19 protein-coding genes are annotated in these 22,588 nt (G+C 57.4%); 2 read left to right on the top strand and 17 right to left on the bottom strand.

Translation table 11 applies throughout. From position 1 onward, the window contains the following. Nucleotides 1-61 precede the first annotated feature (61 nt). From htpG to KGB18_RS04025, 3 genes are all read right to left on the bottom strand, one after another. Complete coding sequence (htpG, locus tag KGB18_RS04015; protein WP_123721239.1) at nt 62-1,966, bottom strand: molecular chaperone HtpG; 1,905 nt, start codon at nt 1,964-1,966, stop codon at nt 62-64. A gap of 81 nt (nt 1,967-2,047) precedes the next feature. Beyond that, nucleotides 2,048-2,500: a PaaI family thioesterase gene (locus KGB18_RS04020; RefSeq protein WP_030131718.1), complete on the bottom strand. Its 453-nt coding sequence runs from the start codon at nt 2,498-2,500 to the stop codon at nt 2,048-2,050. After that, nucleotides 2,497-2,973 carry a PaaI family thioesterase gene (locus tag KGB18_RS04025; RefSeq protein WP_123720745.1) on the bottom strand — a complete coding sequence of 159 codons (477 nt, stop codon included), beginning with the start codon at nt 2,971-2,973 and terminating at the stop codon, nt 2,497-2,499. The genes KGB18_RS04020 and KGB18_RS04025 overlap by 4 nt, the downstream gene beginning before the upstream one ends. Before the next feature lie 157 nt (nt 2,974-3,130). Between KGB18_RS04025 and KGB18_RS04030 the strand changes: the two genes are divergently transcribed. Continuing rightward, nucleotides 3,131-3,376 (top strand): hypothetical protein, encoded by a 246-nt coding sequence (locus tag KGB18_RS04030; protein WP_123720744.1) that lies wholly within the window; start codon nt 3,131-3,133, stop codon nt 3,374-3,376. Nucleotides 3,377-3,453: 77 nt separating this feature from the next. Here KGB18_RS04030 and KGB18_RS04035 read toward each other — a convergent pair whose 3' ends face one another. The 12 genes from KGB18_RS04035 to sdhC all read right to left on the bottom strand — a co-directional run bounded on the left by KGB18_RS04035 (nt 3,454) and on the right by sdhC (nt 17,847). Further along, nucleotides 3,454-3,855, bottom strand: a complete 402-nt coding sequence (locus KGB18_RS04035; protein WP_223569430.1) for an MAPEG family protein — start codon at nt 3,853-3,855, stop codon at nt 3,454-3,456. Then, on the bottom strand, nt 3,855-4,592 hold the full coding sequence (locus KGB18_RS04040; RefSeq protein ID WP_048394339.1) for a DUF599 domain-containing protein: 738 nt from the start codon (nt 4,590-4,592) through the stop codon (nt 3,855-3,857). Before KGB18_RS04040 ends, KGB18_RS04035 begins: the two co-directional genes overlap by 1 nt. A gap of 160 nt (nt 4,593-4,752) precedes the next feature. Beyond that, entirely contained in the window at nt 4,753-6,066 is a 1,314-nt protein-coding gene (gene brnQ, locus KGB18_RS04045) for a branched-chain amino acid transport system II carrier protein (RefSeq protein ID WP_123720742.1), read from the bottom strand. A gap of 421 nt (nt 6,067-6,487) precedes the next feature. Continuing rightward, nucleotides 6,488-7,369 (bottom strand): succinate--CoA ligase subunit alpha, encoded by an 882-nt coding sequence (gene sucD / locus KGB18_RS04050; protein ID WP_007898976.1) that lies wholly within the window; start codon nt 7,367-7,369, stop codon nt 6,488-6,490. Then, nucleotides 7,369-8,535: an ADP-forming succinate--CoA ligase subunit beta gene (gene sucC / locus KGB18_RS04055; protein WP_007898980.1), complete on the bottom strand. Its 1,167-nt coding sequence runs from the start codon at nt 8,533-8,535 to the stop codon at nt 7,369-7,371. The genes sucD and sucC overlap by 1 nt, the downstream gene beginning before the upstream one ends. 179 nt (nt 8,536-8,714) lie before the next feature. Further along, nucleotides 8,715-10,151, bottom strand: a complete 1,437-nt coding sequence (gene lpdA, locus KGB18_RS04060) for a dihydrolipoyl dehydrogenase (RefSeq protein ID WP_007898983.1) — start codon at nt 10,149-10,151, stop codon at nt 8,715-8,717. A gap of 110 nt (nt 10,152-10,261) precedes the next feature. Continuing rightward, a complete protein-coding gene (gene odhB / locus KGB18_RS04065; RefSeq protein WP_010456848.1) occupies nt 10,262-11,482 on the bottom strand; it encodes a 2-oxoglutarate dehydrogenase complex dihydrolipoyllysine-residue succinyltransferase in 1,221 nt (406 codons plus the stop codon). Nucleotides 11,483-11,524: 42 nt separating this feature from the next. Then, nucleotides 11,525-14,356, bottom strand: coding sequence for a 2-oxoglutarate dehydrogenase E1 component (locus KGB18_RS04070; RefSeq protein WP_007898987.1), 2,832 nt, complete (start codon nt 14,354-14,356; stop codon nt 11,525-11,527). A gap of 262 nt (nt 14,357-14,618) precedes the next feature. Beyond that, nucleotides 14,619-15,323, bottom strand: coding sequence for a succinate dehydrogenase iron-sulfur subunit (locus KGB18_RS04075; protein WP_007898989.1), 705 nt, complete (start codon nt 15,321-15,323; stop codon nt 14,619-14,621). Nucleotides 15,324-15,334: 11 nt separating this feature from the next. Next, nucleotides 15,335-17,107, bottom strand: coding sequence for a succinate dehydrogenase flavoprotein subunit (sdhA, locus tag KGB18_RS04080; protein ID WP_123720740.1), 1,773 nt, complete (start codon nt 17,105-17,107; stop codon nt 15,335-15,337). A 3-nt stretch (nt 17,108-17,110) separates the two neighbouring features. Then, the gene (sdhD, locus tag KGB18_RS04085; RefSeq protein ID WP_008071469.1) at nt 17,111-17,479 is read right to left on the bottom strand and encodes a succinate dehydrogenase, hydrophobic membrane anchor protein; all 369 of its coding nucleotides are present in this window, start codon (nt 17,477-17,479) and stop codon (nt 17,111-17,113) included. Continuing rightward, the gene (gene sdhC / locus KGB18_RS04090; protein WP_015096190.1) at nt 17,473-17,847 is read right to left on the bottom strand and encodes a succinate dehydrogenase, cytochrome b556 subunit; all 375 of its coding nucleotides are present in this window, start codon (nt 17,845-17,847) and stop codon (nt 17,473-17,475) included. The genes sdhD and sdhC overlap by 7 nt, the downstream gene beginning before the upstream one ends. Before the next feature lie 363 nt (nt 17,848-18,210). Here sdhC and gltA point away from each other — a divergent pair, with 363 nt between their 5' ends. Next, nucleotides 18,211-19,500: a citrate synthase gene (gene gltA, locus KGB18_RS04095; RefSeq protein WP_007898998.1), complete on the top strand. Its 1,290-nt coding sequence runs from the start codon at nt 18,211-18,213 to the stop codon at nt 19,498-19,500. Between the two features lie 1,022 nt (nt 19,501-20,522). Here gltA and KGB18_RS04100 read toward each other — a convergent pair. Both KGB18_RS04100 and KGB18_RS04105 read right to left on the bottom strand, forming a co-directional pair. Next, nucleotides 20,523-22,181, bottom strand: a complete 1,659-nt coding sequence (locus tag KGB18_RS04100) for a cation acetate symporter (RefSeq protein ID WP_123720739.1) — start codon at nt 22,179-22,181, stop codon at nt 20,523-20,525. After that, nucleotides 22,178-22,489 carry a DUF485 domain-containing protein gene (locus KGB18_RS04105; protein WP_007894282.1) on the bottom strand — a complete coding sequence of 104 codons (312 nt, stop codon included), beginning with the start codon at nt 22,487-22,489 and terminating at the stop codon, nt 22,178-22,180. The genes KGB18_RS04100 and KGB18_RS04105 overlap by 4 nt, the downstream gene beginning before the upstream one ends. Nucleotides 22,490-22,588: the final 99 nt, after the last annotated feature.

Consider the following 22,588-nt stretch of genomic DNA (forward strand, 5'->3'; position numbering starts at 1 on the left):
TCCCGGTAAAAAAGCCCCAGAATGAAAAAACCCGCCGAAGCGGGTTTTTTTTACAACGCGGTTAAACCGACAGCTCAACCAGCAGCTTGTTCAGACGGCGCACATAAGCGGCCGGGTCTTTCAAGCTGTCGCCGGCCGCCAGGGCCGCCTGATCGAACAGAATGTGCGACAGGTCGCCGAAGCGCTCGTCGCTCTGCTCGTTGTCGAGTTTCTCGATCAGCGGGTGAGCCGGGTTGAATTCGAAGATCGGCTTCGAATCCGGAACCTTCTGACCGCTGGCTTCCAGGATCTGACGCATTTGCAGGCCCAAGTCCTGCTCGCCGATGGCCAGAATCGCCGGGGAATCGGTCAGACGGTGAGAAACCCGCACCTCAGCAACGGAGTCGCCCAAAGCGGTCTTGAGACGCTCAACCAGGCCTTCTTTGGACTTGGCGACTTCTTCCGCGGCTTTCTTGTCTTCTTCCGAATCCAGATTGCCGAGGTCCAGGTCACCGCGTGCCACGTCGACAAAGCTCTTGCCGTCGAAGTCGTTGAGGTAGCTCATCAGCCACTCGTCGATGCGGTCGGTCAGCAGCAGCACTTCGATGCCTTTCTTGCGGAAGACTTCCAAGTGCGGGCTGTTTTTGACTTGCGCGTAGGTTTCACCAGTCAGGTAGTAGATCTTGTCCTGACCTTCCTTGGCGCGAGCCAGGTAGTCGGCCAGACCTACAACCTGCTCGCCGTCGTCGCCCTGAGTGGACGCGAAACGCAGCAGACCAGCAATTTTTTCTTTGTTGGCGAAGTCTTCTGCCGGGCCTTCTTTCATGACCTGACCGAAGTTCTTCCAGAAGCCTTTGTATTGCTCAGGCTCGTTCTTCGCCAGCTTTTCCAGCATGTCCAGAACGCGCTTGGTCAGCGCCGATTTCATGGAATCGATGATCGGGTCTTTCTGCAGGATTTCCCGCGACACGTTCAGCGACAGGTCGTTGGAGTCGACCACGCCTTTGATGAAGCGCAGGTACAGAGGCAGGAACGACTCGGCCTGATCCATGACGAACACACGCTGCACGTAAAGCTTCAGGCCTTTCGGCGCTTCACGCTGGTACAGGTCGAACGGAGCACGGGTCGGTACATAAAGCAGCGAGGTGTACTCGAGCTTGCCTTCGACCTTGTTGTGGCTCCAGCTCAGCGGGTTTTCGAAATCGTGAGCAACGTGTTTGTAGAACTCCTGGTATTCCTCGTCCTTTACTTCAGTGCGAGGGCGAGTCCACAGGGCGCTGGCGCGGTTGACGGTTTCCCACTCAACGGCGGGCTTGTCTTCGCCTTCAACGGCTGCCACTTCTTTCGGCAACTCGATCGGCAAGGCGATGTGGTCGGAGTACTTCTTGATGATGTTACGCAGACGCCAGCCATCGGCGAATTCGTCTTCAGCGGACTTCAGGTGCAGGACGATGCGGGTACCACGGTCGGCTTTCTCGACGGTGGAAATTTCGAACTCGCCTTCGCCTTTGGACGACCAGTGCACGCCTTCGCTGGCAGCGAGGCCCGCACGGCGGCTGAATACATCAACTTTATCGGCGACGATGAAGGCCGAGTAGAAACCGACACCGAATTGACCGATCAGGTGCGAGTCTTTTTTCTGATCGCCAGAAAGGTGTTTCATGAAATCGGCAGTACCGGATTTGGCGATGGTACCCAGATGGGTGACCGCGTCTTCACGGCTCATGCCGATGCCGTTGTCTTCAAGGGTGACGGTTTTAGCGTCTTTGTCGAAGCTCACACGGATTTTCAGTTCAGCGCCGCCTTCCAGCAATTCAGGCTTGGCCAGCGCTTCAAAGCGTAATTTGTCGACAGCGTCAGAGGCGTTCGAGATCAATTCGCGAAGGAAAATTTCCTTGTTGGAATACAGCGAATGGATCATGAGGTGCAGCAGTTGCTTCACCTCGGTCTGGAAGCCCAGGGTTTCCTTTTGAGTTTCCACACTCATGGTCATCAAACTCCAATCAGATGGCATAAGCCGCGACCTTGAGGGTCGGCGGCGGGTTGTCATCAGAGTTGGGGGCTGAGATCAGGATTTCAAGGGCTCTTCGATTTTGAAGTGAGCCCGGGCCGTGGCAATGGGCTCGGCCTCAGTGCTTTGCCAGGCGGTAATCGCTACGTTTGCCACCCGGCGCCCCTGACGACACACCTGGCATCTGGCCCAGGTATCGCGAAACTGTCCCGCGCGCAGGTAGTCGAGGGAAAAGTCGATAATCTTCGGCACGCCGGGCGAGCCGGTGAAGATCAGCAGGTGCAGTGCCGCCGAGAGCTCCATGAACCCGGCAATCACCCCGCCATGGATCGCTGGCAATAAAGGATTACCAATGTTGTCCTTGTTGGCCGGCAGACGAAACAGCAGCTCATCCCCCACCCGCGAGCATTCAACTCCGATCAGTCTGGCGTAGGGAATCAGGTCCAGCAGCGAAGCGTAGTCCCCCTGCGCATGGGCCTGTTGAAGTTGTTCCTTGAACGTGTCGGTCATTTCGCAGCTCCAGCAATGGCACCGGCAAAACCTTTGGAGCCTTTGACGCCCTTGCCCATGCGCATGAAGGTGCCCACCACATGGGCAATGGGCTGTTCGGGGTCGTCCTGATAGGCAAAACCGCGCGCGAAGATCACGTCGGTGGTCACTCGGTAGCATTGGGCGAAGCCGTATACGTCCTTGTGCGGCTCGGCGGCATGCATGTAGTCGATGCGTAAGTCGAGCGTCGGACAGACTTCGAACTCGGGCAACACGCAAAGGGTGGCCATACCGCAGGCAGTGTCCATCAGTGAGGTCAGCGCACCGCCATGAATCACCCCGGTTTGCGGGTTGCCGACGATCTGCGGGCTGTACGGCAGAATCACCGTCAGCCCTTCGCTACTGGCGCTGTGAACACGCAAACCAAGCACCTGACAATGCCGCAATGCCGACAGGAATCGCGTCGCACGCTCAAAAACGGGGTTTTCGGCCATTTGATAAAACTCTTCTTAGTGTCTGGGCAAAGTAGCGGGCTAGAAGGCAAAAGTTCCGCAGCAAAACAAACTTATATATCTGTGCGAATTGAGGAACTTAACCCTATTCGCTGTGCTCGAAAGGCCAGTAGATATTTTCCATAAGGAGAAACACCCCATGCGTAAGACTTTAGCTATTGCCTTGATGTTGACCGCTTCCCTCGGTCTCGCTGCTTGCGATAAAAAATCCGAGGACAAAGCTCAAGATGCTAACCAACATGCCGAGCAAGCTCAGGAAAAAATGAGCGAAGCTCAGGATAAAGTGAACGACGCAGCAAAAGAAAACGCCGAAGCTGCCAAAGCTCAGGCCGAATCGAACGAAGCAGCGACAAAAGAAGCCGCGCCAGAAGCACCTAAAAACTAAAAGCGTTTTTAGTGATAAAAGAAAACCCGCCAAGTGCGGGTTTTCTTTTATCTGCGGCTTTTGTTTGCAATGCAGTATTAGATCAAAATCGTCCTAAAAGTCGGACTAATCATCAGCAAAAACGAACACACTAAACCCACGAACCACACCAGACTGCGCTGCCAGGCCAGATCTCCCCAATAGCACAACAAGTAAATGATGCGTGTGATCACGAAGATGATTGCCAGCGTATCGATCAGCCACCCCGCCGTCTGCGTGGTGTGCGCCATCAACACCCCTACCGCAAACAATATGAACGCCTCGAAACTGTTCTGATGGGCCGCCAATGCGCGGGCGCCGAAACCGGTTAGTTGGGCCTGTTGCTGACGCGGCAGGTGATTGTCGTAACCGCCCTGCTCGTTCATGGCTTTGGCCACCGGAATCTTTGCCACGTAAATCAACAATGCGCTGATAAACACACACCAGAACGGAATACTCATCAAGCAGCCTCCTTGTTTGCTTCAGGCAATGGCGCCTCTGTAGGGGTATAGACCATCACATCAAGAACGTCGGAGTGAAACTCGCGGCGATACAACACGAGCACGACACCGGCACTCATCAACATGAACAACCAGGGGCTGACGAACCACGCCAGCATGGTCATGCCGAAGTAATAGGAACGCAGACCGAAGTTAAACTGGTTGGCCGCCATGGAGATGACACGGGCGGCTCGGGAAGCGAAGGCTTTACGCTCTTGCTCGGACACATGGCGCTCGCCGATCATCGGCGCCGAGCCCACGAGAATCGCCGCAAAGTTGTACTGACGCATGCACCAACTGAACGTAAAGAACGCATAGACAAACACCAGCGCCAGGCACAACAACTTGATCTCCGACATCCCTTGGGAGGCCTGTTGCACCATCGGGATATCCGCCAGCAGCGACACGGCTCTGTCGGATGCACCCAACACCGTGAGAATACCGGCCAGGATAATCAGCGTACTGGAGGCGAAGAACGAGGCATTGCGCTCCAGGTTACCGATCACGCTGGCATCGGCAATGCGGTTGTCGCGCAACAGCATGCGGCGCATCCAGTCTTCGCGATACAGGTGCAGCACGCTGGCCAGGCACGCGGTGTCGCGGCCCTTCCACGTTGCGTAACGGGTGTAACCGCCCCAGCAGACGACAAACCAGAGCGCGGCGAGGATGTGGATCAGATTGGCGTGGATGAACGACATGCAGGTCCTTGTGATGTGATTTGGCAATGCTTCGACGTTAGCGCAAGGAAAAAGACACCGCATCCCGCCCATAAAAAATGCCCCGTATCGATTGATACGGGGCATTTCTATTTTTGTGCAGGACAACTCAAGGCCCGCTTGTGGCGGGCCATGAAGCAGCTTAAGCCAACGCTTCGGCGCGCTTGCCCAGCAGACGATCGCAGACCACGGCAACCACCAGGGTCATGAACGACGGCACCAGCCACGCCAGACCTTGCTCGCTCAGCGGCAGATGAGTCAGTTGAGTCGGCATCCAGTCAGCCAGACCAGCACCCTTGAGCGCATCGATCAGGCCGAAGATGAACGACACCAGCATCACAGGACCGACGATGCGGCCCTGCTCATGCCAGAAGTCCTTGCAGAAGCTCAGGGCTACCAGGGCGATGCACGGCGGGTAGATGGCGGTCAGCACCGGGATCGAGAAAGCAATCAGCTTGGTGAGACCCAGGTTGGACACCAACAGGGAGAACGCTGCCAGGATGATCACCAGCGTCTTGTAGGACAGTGGCAGTACACGACTGAAGTATTCGGCACAGGCACACGTCAGACCGACCGCTGTCACCAGGCAGGCCAAGGAGATCAGCACCGCAAGGAAACCGCTGCCGAGCGAACCGAATGTGTGCTGAACATACGCGTGCAATACCGCCGCGCCGTTGGCAGCACCGGCGGCCACTTCATGGCTGCCCGAACCGAGACGAAACAGACTGACGTAAACCAGCGCCAGGCCCACGCCGGCAATCAGACCGGCGATGATCGCGTAACGGGTGATCAACGCTGGCGATTCCACGCCGCGGGAGCGGATCGCATTGACGATGACAATGCCGAATACCAACGCGCCCAGGGTATCCATGGTCAGGTAACCATTGATAAAGCCTTGGGAGAATGGTGCGGCGACATATTCAGGAGTGGCCACGCCGATATCACCGGCCGGCAACGCGAACGCGGCAATGCCGAGAACGGCCAGAGCGATGATCTTCAGCGGTGCAAGGAAACGTCCTACGGTGTCCAGCAGACGGCCCGGATAGAGCGAGATGAAGAACACCAGCAGGAAGTACACCGAGCTATAGAGAAACAGCGCCAGCGGGCTCTCGCCAGTCAGCGGCGCCAGGCCCACTTCAAACGACACGGTCGCAGTGCGCGGCGTCGCGAACAACGGGCCGACAGCGAGGTAGCATGCGGCTGCCAGCAGGCCACCGGCGACTTTACCGATCGGGCTGCTCAAGGCATCCATTGCACCACCGACCTTGGCCAGGGCGACAACGGTGATCACCGGCAGACCGACCGCGGTGATCAGAAAACCCAGCGCCGCCATCCAGACATTAGGCCCGGACTGCAAACCGACGATAGGCGGGAAGATGATATTGCCAGCCCCGACGAACAGGGCAAACGTCATAAAACCCAGTGCCAGGATGTCCTGGCCTTTCAACACTTTCATTAAGGAAATACCACACTACTGAATCGGAATTTAGAGAGGGATTTCCCTTATGGGTGAGGGAAATGCTGTCGGCCCGTATAGGACCAACCCGTTTAGCGCGTCGCTGCCTTGTGGGCCGCGGACGCAAAAATGGCTGCTAGCCTAACGAATTTGCACGACAAACGCACTGTTACGGGGCGAACTATCCGATACGCGACACTTCAATGTCGCGTTTACATACCTAATTTTCCTACCTTGGCACAGATCATTCCCACGCTCTGCGTGGAAATGTATCCCGTGACGCTCTGCGTCACATTCAAAGACGGAACGCGGAGCGTCCCTGACGGCATTCCCACGCAGAGCGTGGGAACGATCACCCGGAAACGACAAAGGCCACCCGAAGGTGGCCTTTGTTTGGTGAAGCGTCAGCTAAGCGCGAGGCTTACTTGATCGCCCAACCGGTCAGCTCGGACAAAGCCTTACCGATGTCTGCCAGCGAACGCACGGTTTTAACGCCTGCGTCTTCCAGGGCAGCAAACTTCTCGTCTGCAGTGCCTTTGCCGCCAGAGATGATTGCGCCAGCATGGCCCATGCGCTTGCCCGCTGGGGCAGTCACACCAGCGATGTAGGAAACAACCGGCTTGGTCACGTTTGCCTTGATGTAGGCAGCCGCTTCTTCTTCAGCCGAACCGCCGATCTCACCGATCATTACGATCGCTTCGGTCTTCGGGTCTTCCTGGAACAGCTTCAGGATGTCGATGAAGTTCGAACCCGGGATCGGGTCACCACCGATGCCGACGCAAGTCGACTGACCGAAACCGGCGTCAGTAGTCTGCTTCACAGCTTCGTAGGTCAGGGTGCCGGAACGGGAAACGATACCGACTTTGCCTGGCAAGTGAATGTGACCTGGCATGATGCCGATCTTGCATTCGCCTGGAGTGATCACGCCTGGGCAGTTAGGACCGATCAGGACTACGCCCAGTTCGTCGCACTTGACCTTGGCATCCAGCATGTCCAGGGTAGGAATGCCTTCAGTGATGCAAACGATCAGCTTGATGCCGCCGAATGCTGCTTCCAGGATGGAGTCCTTGCAGAAAGGAGCTGGAACGTAGATCACGCTGGCGGTGGCGCCAGTGGCAGCTACAGCGTCTTTCACGGTGTTGAACACTGGCAGACCCAGGTGCTCGGTGCCGCCTTTGCCAGGAGTTACGCCACCAACCATCTTGGTGCCGTATTCGATGGCTTGCTGGGTGTGGAAACTACCTTGCGAACCGGTAATACCCTGGCAGATAACTTTGGTGTCTTTATTGATCAGGACGCTCATTATTTGCCCTCCGCAGCTTTAACGACTTGTTGAGCAGCGTCGGTCAGGCTGGTAGCAGCGATGATGTTCAAACCGCTTTCTGCCAGTACTTTAGCGCCCAGCTCAGCGTTGTTGCCTTCAAGGCGAACAACAACCGGGATTTTCACGCCGACTTCTTTCACAGCGCCGATGATGCCTTCGGCAATCATGTCGCAACGAACGATGCCGCCGAAGATGTTGACCAATACTGCAGCGACGTTAGTGTCGGACAGGATGATCTTGAACGCTTCGGTAACGCGTTCTTTGGTAGCACCGCCGCCCACGTCGAGGAAGTTGGCTGGTTTGCCGCCATGCAGGTTGACGATGTCCATGGTACCCATGGCCAGGCCAGCACCGTTGACCATGCAACCGATGTTGCCTTCCAGTGCTACGTAGTTCAGTTCGAACTTGGCAGCGTGCGCTTCGCGCGGATCGTCTTGCGACGGATCGTGGAAAGTCTTCAGCTTAGGCTGACGGTACATGGCGTTGGCGTCGATGTTGATCTTGGCGTCGAGGCAATGCAGATCGCCGTCAGCCTTGATCACCAGCGGGTTCACTTCCAGCAGAGCCAGGTCGTGATCCTTGAACAGCTTGGCCAGACCTACGAAGATCTTGGCGAACTGAGCAACTTGCTTGCCTTCCAGACCCAGCTGGAATGCCAGCTCGCGACCCTGGAATGGCTGAGCGCCAACCAGTGGATCGATAGTGGCCTTGAGGATTTTCTCAGGGGTGTCGTGAGCGATTTTCTCGATGTCCACGCCACCTTCGGTGGAAGCCATGAACACGATGCGACGGCTCGAACGGTCAACGACAGCGCCCAGGTACAGCTCTTTAGCGATATCAGTGCACGATTCAACCAGGATCTTGGTGACTGGCTGACCATTGGCATCAGTCTGGTAAGTCACCAGACGCTTGCCCAACCACTGTTGAGCGAATGCTTTGGCGTCTTCTTTGCTGCGAACCAGCTTTACGCCGCCCGCTTTACCGCGACCACCAGCGTGGACCTGGGCTTTGACAACCCACTCGGTGCCGCCGATTTTGTCGCAAGCTTCTGCTGCTGCTTCCGGGGTGTCTACTGCGTAGCCGGTGGAAACTGGCAGGCCGTACTCAGCGAACAGCTGCTTACCCTGATACTCGTGAAGATTCATGCTTATTACCGTCTTCGTTAGGTACTGCGCATTCGGTGCTGCACTAGTTGAAGTGCCGCACCACCTGTGACTGCTGCTTGCGTAGCTGAGCTACGCAAGACTGCGTCCAGCGGACATTCCGCGGTGAGTCTTGCATGCAAGGCTCACGACGGGCCGTACCGCCGTGGTTTCTTATTGTCTTAACGCTTCTTGCGGTTGGCGATGTGGATGGCGCCGCCATTCACAGCCAAAGCTGCTTCGTGCAAGGCTTCAGACAGGGTCGGATGGGAGAAAACCATCATGCCCAGGTCTTCAGCGCTGGTGCCGAATTCCATACCGATCGCGCCCTGCTGAACCAGTTCTGCAGCGCTCGGACCAATCACGTGGACGCCCAATACGCGGTCAGTCTTGGCATCGGCAATGACTTTCACGAAACCGCCGGTGTCGTTGGCTGCCATGGCACGGCCACTGGCTGCGAACGGGAAGGTGCCAACGTTAACTTCAACGCCTTCAGCCTTCAAGGTCTGCTCGGTTTTGCCGACCCACGCGATTTCCGGGTGAGTATAAATAACAGACGGGATCAAATCATAGTTCATCTGGGCTTTGTGGCCCTTGATGCGCTCAACGACCATGATGCCCTCTTCCGAGGCTTTGTGTGCCAGCATCATGCCGCGAACCACGTCACCGATGGCGTAAACGCCCGGTACGGTGGTGGCGCAGTGATCGTCAACGTGCACGAAACCGCGCTCGTCCAGGGTCACGCCGCAATCGGCAGCCAGCAGATCAGTGGTCACCGGACGGCGACCAACGGCTACGATCAGCTTGTCGAAAGTGATGTTCTGTTCGCCGTTGGCATCGGTGTAGTTCACAACGACTTCGTCGCCGTTCACTTTGGAACCGGTAACGCGAGCGCCCAGCTTGATGTCCAGACCTTGTTTGGTCAGGGTTTTCAGCGCTTCCTTGGAAACGGCAGCGTCAGCGGCCATCAGGAAGGTGTCCAGCGCTTCGAGAACGGTAACTTCTGCGCCCAGACGGGACCAGACCGAACCCAGTTCCAGACCGATCACGCCAGCGCCAATCACGCCCAGACGTTTTGGAACCGATTGGAATTCCAGCGCGCCAGTCGAATCGACGATCACATTCTGGTCGACCGGAGCCGGTGGAATGTCGATCGGACGCGAACCTGGAGCCAGAATCACGTTCTCGGCTTCAATGATTTCTACCGAACCGTCAGGCTTGGTGACTTCGACTTTCTTGCCGGCCAGCAGTTTGCCGTGGCCCTGGATCGAGGTCACACCGTTAGCCTTGAACAGGGTGGCAACACCCGAGGTCAGGCCTTTGACGATGTTGGCTTTACGGCCGACCATTGCTGGCACGTCCATGGTCACGCCAGCGTGGTTGATACCGTGGATCGCGAAGCCGTCTTGGGCTTCGTGGAACTTCCAGGAGCTGTCCAGCAGCGCCTTGGATGGAATGCAGCCGACGTTCAGGCAAGTACCGCCGAGGGCCAGTTTGCCTTCCTTGTCGGTGTATTTCTCGATGCAGGCAGTGGAGAGGCCCAGTTGCGCTGCTTTAATGGCAGCCACGTAGCCGCCAGGGCCCGCGCCAATCACTACCACGTCGAATTTCTGAGTCATGTGTCATTCCTTCTCGAATCAAACCGGACGGCCCCTTTTGGGGACCGTCGTGGGACGAAGCTGGTCATTACAGAAGGGCCGCCCATCGCTGAGCGGCCCGTGCAACGAAATCAGATATCCAGCAGCAAACGAGCCGGGTCTTCCAGCAGGTTCTTGATGGTAACCAGGAAGGTCACAGCTTCTTTGCCGTCGATCAAACGGTGATCGTAGGACAGAGCGAGGTACATCATCGGACGGATAACGACTTGACCGTTGATCGCCATAGGACGCTGCAGAATGTTGTGCATGCCCAGGATGGCCGCTTGTGGCGGATTGACGATCGGAGTCGACATCATCGAACCGAAAGTACCACCGTTGGTGATGGTGAACGTACCACCGGTCATTTCGTCCATCGACAGCTTGCCGTCACGAGCCTTCTTGCCGAAGGTGGCGATGCCGCCTTCGATTTCAGCCAGGCTCATCAGTTCGGCGTTACGCAGAACCGGTACAACCAGGCCGCGGTCGCTGGAAACAGCAACACCGACGTCAGCGTAGCCGTGGTAAACGATGTCAGCACCGTCGATCGACGCGTTGACAGCCGGGAAGCGTTTCAGCGCTTCGGTGGCAGCCTTGACGAAGAACGACATGAAGCCCAGGCGCACGCCGTTGTGGGACTTCTCGAACAGGTCCTTGTACTTCGAACGCAGGGCCATGACTTCGGTCATGTCGACTTCGTTGAAAGTGGTCAGCATCGCCATGTTCGATTGAGCTTCAACCAGACGCTTGGCGACGGTGGCCCGCACGCGAGTCATCGGTACGCGCTTCTCGATGCGATCGCCGGCAGCGAAAACCGGAGCAGCAGCGGCAGGCGCAGCAGCCTTGGCAGGCGCGGCAGCCGGAGCGGCTTTCTTGGCAGCTACAGCGGCAACTACGTCTTCCTTGGTCACACGACCGCCTTTGCCAGTGCCGGCAACGGAAGCAATGTTGATGCCGTTTTCTTCAGCCAGCTTGCGAGCAGCCGGTGCAGCAACAGGATCATCTTCGCCTTCAGCGGCTGGAGCAGCAGCTTGTGCAGCGGCCGGAGCAGCGGCAGCAGCTGGAGCAGCAGCAGCGCCGCCCGCTTCGATGGAGCCCAGGACTTCGTCGGACAGAACGGTGTCGCCTTCGTTCTTGACGATAGCGCCCAGCACGCCATCAGCGGTGGCCAACACTTCCAGTACGACTTTGTCAGTTTCGATGTCGACGATCAGGTCATCGCGCTTGACGGCGTCGCCCGGTTTTTTGTGCCAGGTGGCAACGGTGCCATCGGCAACCGATTCCGGGAAAGTGGGGGCTTTGATTTCGATAGCCATTATCTGTGGGTCCTTAAATTCGGTTTCAGGTGCGCGAAGGCGTTAAACAGTAAAGGCGTCTTGCAGCAGTTGTTCCTGCTGCTCAGCGTGCATCGATGCATAACCACAAGCAGGTGCAGCAGAAGCATCACGGCCCGCGTACTCAAGTACGAGAGACTTGTCGTGATTGCCAACGATGCGGCGCATGTGGTGTTGGCTGCAGTACCAGGCACCCTGGTTCATCGGCTCTTCCTGACACCAAACGATATGTTTGAGGTTGGTGTACGGAGCCAGGACTTCGTTCAAGTCGTCCTCAGGGAATGGGTACAGCTGCTCGATACGCACGATGGCGATGTCATCACGACCTTCGGCACGGCGTTTTTCCAGCAGGTCGTAGTAGACCTTGCCGCTACACAGAACAACGCGCTCGACCTTTTTCGGGTCCAGGGCATCGATTTCCGGGATAACGGTCTGGAACGAACCTTCGGCCAGATCTTCCAGGGTCGAGATGGCCAGTTTGTGACGCAGCAGCGACTTCGGAGTCAGAACGATCAACGGCTTGCGCAACGGGCGAATCACCTGACGACGCAGCAAGTGGTAGATCTGGGCCGGCGTAGTCGGAACGGCAACCTGAATATTGTGCTCGGCGCACAGCTGCAGGTAACGCTCCAGACGAGCCGAAGAGTGCTCCGGACCCTGACCTTCATAACCGTGCGGCAGCAGCATGGTCAGACCGCAGAGACGACCCCACTTGTGCTCGCCACTGGTGATGAACTGGTCGATAACCACCTGGGCACCGTTGGCGAAGTCGCCGAACTGGGCTTCCCAGATCACCAGCGCCTCAGGCGTGGTGGTCGAGTAACCGTATTCGAACGCCAGCACGGCTTCTTCGGACAGGAACGAATCGTACAGGTCGAAACGTGGCTGGCCCTTGTACAGGTTTTGCAGCGGGACGTAGGTACCCGCGTCTTTCTGGTTGTGCAAGACAGCGTGACGGTGCGAGAACGTACCGCGACCGATGTCCTGACCCGTCATGCGAATCGGGTGGCCTTCGAACGCCAGGGTCGCGTACGCCATGGTTTCGGCGTAACCCCAGTTGATCGGCAGGCCGCCGGCTTGCATTTTCTGACGGTCTTCGTAGATTTTCGAGACTTGGCGCTGAACCACGAAGCCTTCCGGAATTTCCAGCAGCTTGGCGGACAGTTCCTGCAAGGTTTTCAGATCGAAGCGAGTGTCGTGACGCGCGGTCCAGGCGTGGCCCAGATACGGACGCCAGTCCACGAACAACTCTTTGTTCGGCTCTTTGACCAGGCTTTTTACAACATGCAGACCGTTGTCCAGCGCATTGCGGTATTCGTCGACTTTCGCCTGAACACGCTCTGCGTCCAGCACACCGCCCTGGGTCAGACGATCGGCATACAGCTCACGGGTGGTGCGCTGCTTGGTGATCTGCTGATACATGATTGGCTGGGTGCCGCTAGGCTCGTCGGCCTCGTTGTGGCCGCGACGACGGTAGCAGACCAGGTCGATCACCACGTCACGCTTGAACTGCATGCGGTAGTCGATGGCCAGCTGGGTCACGAACAACACGGCTTCCGGATCATCACCATTCACATGGAGGATCGGCGCCTGGATCATCTTCGCAACGTCGGTCGCGTACTCGGTGGAGCGCGAGTCCAGCGGGTTGCTGATGGTGAAACCAACCTGGTTGTTGATCACGATGTGCACGGTACCGCCGGTCTTGAAACCGCGGGTCTGCGACATCTGGAAGGTTTCCATCACCACACCTTGACCGGCGAATGCCGCGTCACCGTGGATGGAGATCGGCAAAACCTTCTCGCCGGTAGGATCGTTACGACGATCCTGACGGGCGCGAACCGAACCCTCGACCACCGGGGAAACGATTTCCAGGTGGGAAGGGTTGAACGCCATGGCCAGGTGAACTTCACCGCCGGTAGTCATCACGTTGGACGAGAAGCCCTGGTGATATTTAACGTCACCGGACCCCAGCTCGACCTTCTTCTTGCCTTCGAACTCATCGAACAGCTCGCGCGGGTTCTTGCCGAAGGTATTGACCAGTACGTTCAGACGACCACGGTGGGCCATGCCGATCACGATTTCCTTGGTGCCGTAGGAGCCGGAACGCTGGATCAGCTCGTCGAGCATCGGAATCAGGCTCTCGCCGCCTTCCAGACCGAAACGCTTGGTACCCGGGTATTTGGTCCCGAGGTATTTTTCCAGGCCTTCACCGGCAGTGACGCGCTCAAGCAGGTGGCTCTTGATGTCGACGGAGTACGTCGGACGGCCGCGCACGCTTTCCAGACGCTGCTGGAACCACTGGCGCTGCTCGGAATCGGTGATATGCGTAAATTCAGCGCCGATGGTGCGGCAATATGTCTGCTGCAACGCTTCGTGAATTTCGCGTAGGCTCGCCTCCTCTTTGCCGATGAACAGGTCGCCGGCACGGAAGGTCGTATCAAGATCGGCATTGGTCAAGCCGTAATGATTGATTGACAGGTCTGCAGGTGCAGGACGCTGCCACAGCCCCAGCGGGTCAAGCTGGGCTGCCTGGTGGCCACGCATACGGTAGGCCTGGATCAATCGCAGCACTTCAACTTGCTTCTTCTCGTGCTCACTGCTCACGCTGCCGGCGGAAACCGGTTGGGCGCGGCGCTGGTTCTTTGCCAGCAAGACGAAATGATCGCGAATTGTGGAGTGCGAAACATCGGTGGCAGTGTTGCCATCAGCAGGCAACTTCTGGAAGTAGGTGCGCCACTCTTCTGGCACAGCGTTAGGGTCGTGCAGGTAGAGCTCGTAGAGCTCTTCCACATAGGCAGCGTTACTACCGGATAGGTAGGCGCTGTTCCACATGCGCTGCATCACGCTTTCTTGCATGCTTGGTCACCCTCGGTTAGGGGAACACCACCGGCGTCGACACCGAGAAAACTTGCAGAAGTCCGAATGCAGCGACTAAAACAAGCCACTTAGGATCACGCTGATAGTCCGGGTACCAGCCCGGATGCCCCTGCTTGTCTCATTTCTTCAAAATAAGAGCTGCAGCCTTATAAGCTGCTGCTCAGGTTAAAACTACGGCGCCGGTTGAAGCCTGCGCCGTAGCATCTACGGGTATTGCGGTCCTACGGGTACAGCAGCTGAATCACACGCCGCTTTGCAGCAGCATGTTACGAATGTGACCGATGGCCTTAGTCGGGTTCAGGCCTTTCGGACAAACGTTGACGCAGTTCATGATGCCCCGGCAGCGGAATACGCTGAACGGGTCATCCAGCGAAGCCAGACGCTCGGACGTCTTGTTGTCGCGGCTGTCTGCCAGGAAGCGATAAGCTTGCAGCAGAGCAGCCGGACCCAGGAACTTGTCCGGGTTCCACCAGAAGGACGGGCACGAAGTCGAGCAGCAAGCACACAGGATGCACTCGTACAGACCGTCGAGCTTTTCACGCTCTTCAGGGGACTGCAGACGCTCGATGGCCGGAGCCGGCGTGTCGTTCTGCAGGTATGGCTTAACCTTTTCGTATTGCTTGTAGAAGATGCTCATATCGACGACCAGGTCACGGATAACCGGCAAACCTGGCAGCGGACGGACGATCAGCTTGTTACGTTTTACGACGGCAGACAGCGGCGTGATGCACGCCAGACCGTTCTTGCCGTTGATGTTCATGCCGTCGGAACCGCAAACACCTTCACGGCAAGAGCGACGATAGGAGAAACCTTCGTCCTGCTCTTTGATCAGGGCCAGCACGTCCAGCACCATCAGGTCTTTACCACCGGTATCAACCTGGAATTCCTGCATGAACGGCGCAGCGTCCTGATCAGGGTTGTAACGATAAACACTGACTTGCAACATGGCGGCCACCCTTAATAAGTCCGAATCTTAGGTTCAAAAGTCGGAACAGTCTTCGGCGAGAAGTTCACAGCACGCTTGGTCACGCGCTTGTCACCCGGGAAGTACAGGGTGTGGCACAGCCAGTTTTCGTCGTCACGGTCTTCGAAGTCTTCACGGGCGTGAGCACCGCGGGACTCTTTGCGTACTTCTGCAGCGATGGCAGTGGCTTCGGCCACTTCCAGCAGGTTCTGCAGTTCCAGCGCTTCGATACGCGCGGTGTTGAACGCCTGGCTCTTGTCGTTGATCTTGACGTTGGCGATACGGCCACGCAGATCAGCCAGCTGAGCAATACCCTTCTGCATGTATTCGCCGGTGCGGAACACACCGAAGTAGTTCTGCATGCAGTTTTGCAGTTCGCGACGCAGGGTTGCCACGTCTTCACCTTCGGTACGCTCGTTCAAAGCGGACAGACGTGCCAGGGCCGCGGTGATGTCAGCGTCGGTGGCCTCATCGTATTCGATACCGTCGGTCAGCGCTTTTTCCAGGTGCAGGCCGGCAGCGCGGCCGAATACCACCAGGTCGAGCAGCGAGTTGCCGCCCAGACGGTTGGCGCCGTGAACCGATACGCACGCCACTTCACCCACTGCGAACAGGCCAGGGATGATTTCGTCGACGCCTTCGTCGTTCTGGGTGATTGCCTGACCGTGAATGTTGGTCGGAACGCCGCCCATCATATAGTGGCAGGTCGGAACAACCGGAACCGGAGCAACAACAGGGTCAACGTGTGCGAAAGTCTTGGACAGTTCGCAGATGCCTGGCAGACGGCTGTGCAGCACTTCCTCGCCCAAGTGGTCGAGTTTGAGCATTACGTGGTCGCCATTCGGACCGCAACCGTTACCGGCGATGATTTCTTTAACCATCGAACGGGCAACAACGTCACGACCGGCAAGGTCTTTGGCGTTCGGAGCATAACGCTCCATGAAACGCTCGCCGTGCTTGTTGATCAGGTAACCACCTTCACCACGGCAACCTTCGGTGACCAGTACACCGGCGCCGGCGATGCCGGTCGGGTGGAACTGCCACATTTCGATGTCTTGTACCGGTACGCCGGCACGCAGCGCCATACCAACGCCGTCACCGGTGTTGATCAGGGCGTTGGTGGTCGAAGCGTAGATACGACCTGCACCGCCGGTGGCCAGTACGGTGGCCTTGGCACGGATGTAGGTGGTTTCACCGGTTTCGATGCAGATGGCAATCACGCCGACGAATGCGCCTTCCTGGTTTTTCACCAGATCAACAGCGTAGTACTCGTTCAGGAACGTGGTGCCAGCTTTCAGGTTGCCCTGATAAAGGGTGTGCAGCAGCGCGTGACCGGTACGGTCGGAAGCGGCGCAGGTACGGGCGGCCTGGCCACCTTTACCGTAATCCTTCGACTGACCGCCGAATGGACGCTGGTAGATACGACCCTGTTCGGTACGCGAGAACGGCATACCCATGTGGTCCAACTCGTATACGGCGGCAGGACCTTCCTGACACATGTATTCGATAGCGTCCTGGTCACCGATATAGTCGGAACCCTTGACGGTATCGTACATGTGCCAGCGCCAGTCATCGTTCGGATCGGCAGACGCAATGGCGCAAGTGATGCCGCCCTGGGCCGACACGGTGTGCGAACGAGTCGGGAAAACCTTGGTGATCACGGCAGTCTTGTGACCGCCCTGTGCCAGTTGCAGCGCAGCGCGCATGCCGGCACCGCCACCACCAATGATGATGGCGTCGAAAGAAATCGTTGGAATGTTAGCCATGAATCAGATACCCCAGAGAATCTGCACACCCCAGACGAAGTAAGCGAACATCGCAACGCCGCATACTGCCTGGAAAAGGAAACGTACTGCAGTCGCGGACTTGCCCAGCGCCATCGGCGTCAGGTAGTCGGTCGCGATGGTCCACATGCCGACCCAGGCGTGAGCGCCCAGGGCTACAAGGGCCAGCAGACTGAAGATACGCATCCCGTTGTGGGCGAACAGGGCATGCCACTGGTCATAGCCAATGCCTGGATTCGCAACGAGGTATCCGATCAGGAAGATGAAATAAGCCGCGAGAACAACCGCAGACACACGTTGCGCCATCCAGTCATAGAGGCCCGAACGCGAAAGGTTCGTAACGCTGGTTACCATATCCAAACTCCTGCCAGAACGATCAACACCACGGAAACGGCGATGATAATTTTCGAGCCCAGGCGGCCGCCTTCAAGCGTCTCGCCGATGCCCATATCCATGATCAAGTGGCGCACACCGGCTACCAGGTGATACAGAAGAGCGGACAGGAGGCCCCATGCTACGAACTTGGCCAGCGGACTGGTCAAGCATGCCTTCACCTCGGCAAAACCTTCCTCGGAACCCAGAGACTTGCCCAATGCATACAGCATGAAGCCAAGGCCCAGGAAGAGGATGATGCCGGAAACACGGTGAAGAAACGACGTAACGCCGGTGATGGGGAGTTTGATGGTCCTTAGGTCTAGGTTTACAGGTCGTTGGCTTTTCACGGCTTTTTTTTCACACTGAAGAGCCCCTAACAATCAGGGCAAAGTTGTTGGGGAGTGCACTGGTCAGGTAACCACCACCCAGGGATGCGACCCCCAATAAAGCAGGCCCAAAAGCCCCTGGCGGTCGGTGGCCGAGTATAGACAGTTAGGCTACTAATGACAACGCGTTCACCTTCCCCTAATAGCTGATTGCACAAGTGAGATAAAAGGCGTAAACGGCAGTCAATTTCGAGGAAAAAGTCCGGTTAAAGCCTTCTGGAGCAAGACTTTAGGCAAATTGACATTCGAATTTATCTCACTATAGTGGTGCGGGCCCTGCGTGGGGGGTCTGTCTGATGATTTCAAGCATAAATAGGAGGCCACATGGCTGACAAAAAAGCGCAGTTGATCATCGAGGGCGCAGCCCCCGTCGAGCTGCCCATTTTAACCGGCACCGTTGGTCCCGATGTTATCGACGTTCGGGGCCTGACGGCCACGGGCCGTTTCACCTTTGACCCTGGTTTCATGTCGACTGCCTCCTGCGAGTCGAAGATCACCTATATCGACGGCGACAACGGCATTCTGCTGCACCGCGGCTACCCGATCGAACAGCTGGCTGAAAAGTCGGACTACCTGGAAACCTGCTATCTGCTGCTCAACGGCGAATTGCCGACCGCAGAGCAGAAGGCCCAGTTCGTAGGCACCGTGAAGAACCACACCATGGTTCACGAGCAATTGAAGACCTTCTTCAACGGCTTCCGTCGCGACGCCCACCCGATGGCCGTCATGTGCGGCGTAGTTGGCGCCCTCTCGGCCTTCTACCACGACTCCCTCGACATCAATAACCCGCAGCATCGCGAAATCTCCGCGATCCGCCTGGTTGCCAAGATGCCGACCTTGGCCGCAATGGTTTACAAGTACTCCATGGGCCAACCCATGATGTACCCGCGCAACGACCTGTCGTACGCGGAAAACTTCCTGCACATGATGTTCAACACCCCGTGCGAGATCAAACCGATCAGCCCGGTACTCGCCAAGGCCATGGACCGGATCTTCATCCTCCATGCCGACCACGAGCAAAACGCATCGACTTCTACCGTACGTCTGGCCGGTTCGTCGGGTGCCAACCCGTTCGCCTGTATCGCCGCCGGTATCGCTGCACTGTGGGGCCCTGCCCACGGCGGTGCGAACGAAGCCGTTCTGACCATGCTTGACGAGATTGGCGATGTTTCGAACATCGACAAGTACATCGCCAAGGCCAAGGACAAGAACGATCCGTTCAAATTGATGGGCTTCGGTCACCGGGTTTACAAGAACCGCGACCCACGCGCCACCGTCATGAAGCAAACCTGCGACGAAGTACTGAAAGAGCTGGGCATCACCAACGATCCGCAGCTCGAACTGGCCATGCGCCTGGAAGAGATCGCCCTGACCGATCCGTACTTCATCGAACGCTCGCTGTACCCGAACGTCGACTTCTACTCGGGGATCATCCTCAAGGCGATCGGCATTCCAACCAGCATGTTCACCGTGATCTTCGCCCTGGCGCGGACTGTCGGCTGGATCTCCCACTGGAAAGAAATGCTCTCCAGCCCGTACAAGATCGGCCGCCCGCGCCAGTTGTACACCGGCTACGAGTCGCGCGACATCACCAAGCTGGAAGACCGCGAATAAGACCTGTCTTGCGATAATGTCTTGAGCTGTACCGGGAACGGCCTCTATTTAGATAGGGGCCGTTTTTGTTTGTGCCTGATGTTGAATTACTCGGCGGCCTGAGGGTCGACCGGGCTCCATGGTTGTGTACATATCCGTTTCTTCGATTGCGCCGGCTGGCGGTTTCGCTTTTACAGCGAGTCACTTTCGAAAAGCGCGAAAGTAACCAAAGCGCTTCTGCCCCTGTCGCTCGGTGCCATCGGCCATCCATGCCGGGTTGCCCACTGCGCAGAACCTCCACTCGGCCTCTCAAGGGGGCGGTGCGTCAACATCAAAAGCTGCAGGCGAGCTAACGCTCGGCCTGTTGAGTGGTGAAAGGCAAGGCGGATGTGCTCTGATTTTTTGTGGGAGCGGGCTTGTCGGGTCGCCGCATCGCTGCGATGGCGGCCTGTCAGCCGACCAATCTTCCCGGGATGTACCCAGTCCAACTGTGGGAGCTGGCTTGCCTGCGATGGCGACCCGTCAGCCGATCAATCTTCCCGAGATGCACCCAGTCCAACTGTGGGAGCGAGCCTGCTCGCGAAGCTGTTGATCTTGCCGTTGCTTTGGCTTTTGATCTTGATCTTGATCTGTTGCCCCTTTCCCAGAGGCCGAACGCAGGCGTTGCGCAGGGGGCACCGCGGCAAGGATGCCGCGGTAGCCGCCCCCGGCCATGGATGGCCGATGGCGGCGGGCCCCCGGAGCAATGCCGGAGTGAGGGCATGCCGAGCCTAAGCGAGGCACCGAATGGCGGGGCAAAAGCGCTTTGGTTACTTTCGCGCTTTTCGAAAGTGACTCGCTGTAAAAGCGAAACCATAGGCGGCCATAACCGCAGAAACGGATATGTACACAACCATGGAGCCCGGTCGGCTATCAGGCCGCCTTCGCGGGCAAGTCGGATCGCCGCACCGCTCGCTCCTACAAGGGGCGATAACCGCCCAATAAAAAATGCCCCAGTCTCTCAACCGGGGCATTCGTTTTAGCGCAGCTTATATATAGAAGCCTTAGTGCGAAACCGCCCCACTCGCCCCCAACCCGGTCTGCGAACGAACAAACTGCGGGAAGAACAACGCACGTTCGTTCACACCCTCGGCCGACTTGTCAGTGACCGAGAAGAACCAGATCCCGACAAACGCAATGGCCATGGAGAACAGCGCCGGGTATTCATACGGGAAGATCGCCTTCTCGTGACCCAGGATCTGCACCCAAATGGTTGGCCCCAACACCATCAAGCCAACAGCACTGATCAGACCCAGCCAGCCGCCGATCATCGCACCGCGAGTCGTCAGCTTCTTCCAGTACATCGAAAGCAGCAGCACCGGGAAGTTACAGCTCGCCGCGATGGAGAACGCCAGGCCCACCATGAACGCGATGTTCTGCTTCTCGAACAGAATACCCAGGCCGATCGCCAGCACCGCCAAAGCAATGGTGGTGATTTTCGAGACACGGATCTCGTCCTTCTCGTTGGCCTTGCCCTTCTTGATCACACTGGCATACAGGTCATGGGACACCGCCGAAGCACCGGCCAGGGTCAGACCAGCTACCACCGCCAGGATGGTTGCGAACGCCACCGCCGAGATGAAGCCCAGGAAGATACTGCCACCCACCGCGTTGGCCAAATGCACCGCCGCCATGTTGTTGCCGCCCATCAGCGCGCCAGCCGCATCTTTGAAGGCCGGGTTGGTGCTGACCAGCAGGATCGCGCCGAAGCCGATGATGAAGGTCAGGATGTAGAAGTAGCCAATGAAGCCGGTTGCATACAGCACGCTTTTACGTGCTTCTTTAGCGTCGCTCACGGTGAAGAAGCGCATCAGAATGTGCGGCAGGCCAGCGGTACCGAACATCAGCGCCAGGCCGAGGGAGAACGCCGAGATCGGATCTTTCACCAGGCCGCCCGGGCTCATGATCGCTTCACCTTTAGGGTGAACCTTGATCGCCTCGGAGAACAGCGCGTTGAAGTCGAAGTTGACGTGCTTCATCACCATCAGCGCCATGAACGAGGCACCGGACAGCAACAGCACCGCCTTGATGATCTGCACCCAAGTGGTCGCCAGCATGCCGCCGAACAGCACGTACATGCACATCAGGATACCGACCAGGATCACCGCAACGTGATAGTCGAGACCGAACAGCAGCTGAATCAGCTTGCCGGCACCAACCATTTGCGCGATCAGGTAGAACGCCACCACCACCAGCGAACCACACGCCGACAGCGATCGGATCTGTGTTTGCCCGAGGCGATAGGACGCCACATCGGCAAAGGTGTACTTGCCCAGGTTGCGCAGGCGCTCGGCGATCAGGAACAGAATGATCGGCCAGCCCACCAGGAAGCCGATCGAGTAGATCAGGCCATCGTAGCCGGAGGTGAACACCAGGGCGGAAATACCCAGGAAGGACGCCGCGGACATGTAGTCACCGGCAATCGCCAGACCGTTCTGGAAACCGGTGATCTTGCCGCCCGCCGCATAGTAGTCGGCGGCCGAGTTGTTTTTCTTGGAAGCCCAGTAAGTGATGCACAGGGTCGCACCCACGAATGCCACGAACATCAGGATCGCGGAAACGTTGAGCGGTTGTTTCTGCACTGCACCCGTCAGGGCTTCAGCCGCCCAGGCGCCAGGTGCAAAAGCTGCGATGCTCAATAGAGCCATAAGACGCCGGATCATTGCTGAGCCTCCTTGAGAATCGCATTGTTCAAGTCGTCGAATTCGCCATTGGCGCGTCGCACGTAGATGCCCGTCAGGATGAAGGCCGAAACAATCAGCCCGACACCAATCGGAATGCCCCAGGTAATCGATGACTCAGGGCTGATTTTCGCGCCCAGAATATGCGGCCCGTAAGCAATTAAAAGGATGAATCCGGAGTACAGCCCAAGCATGATCGCTGAAAGAATCCAGGCGAATCGTTCTCTCTTGCTGACCAGCTCTTTGAAGCGCGAGCTGTTTTGAATCGAGAGGTAAATGCTGTCGTTCATTGTTTTTATCCTCGCAGCACAGATTTAGTTGGAACGGTATCCACTCTATGCGGCTGCCGGACAGGTTCCAGACGACCTTAGTATTAGAACGACATGACA

The sequence above is a fragment of the Pseudomonas sp. BF-R-26 genome (assembly GCF_019947395.1).
In the GTDB taxonomy this organism is placed as follows: domain Bacteria; phylum Pseudomonadota; class Gammaproteobacteria; order Pseudomonadales; family Pseudomonadaceae; genus Aquipseudomonas; species Aquipseudomonas farris.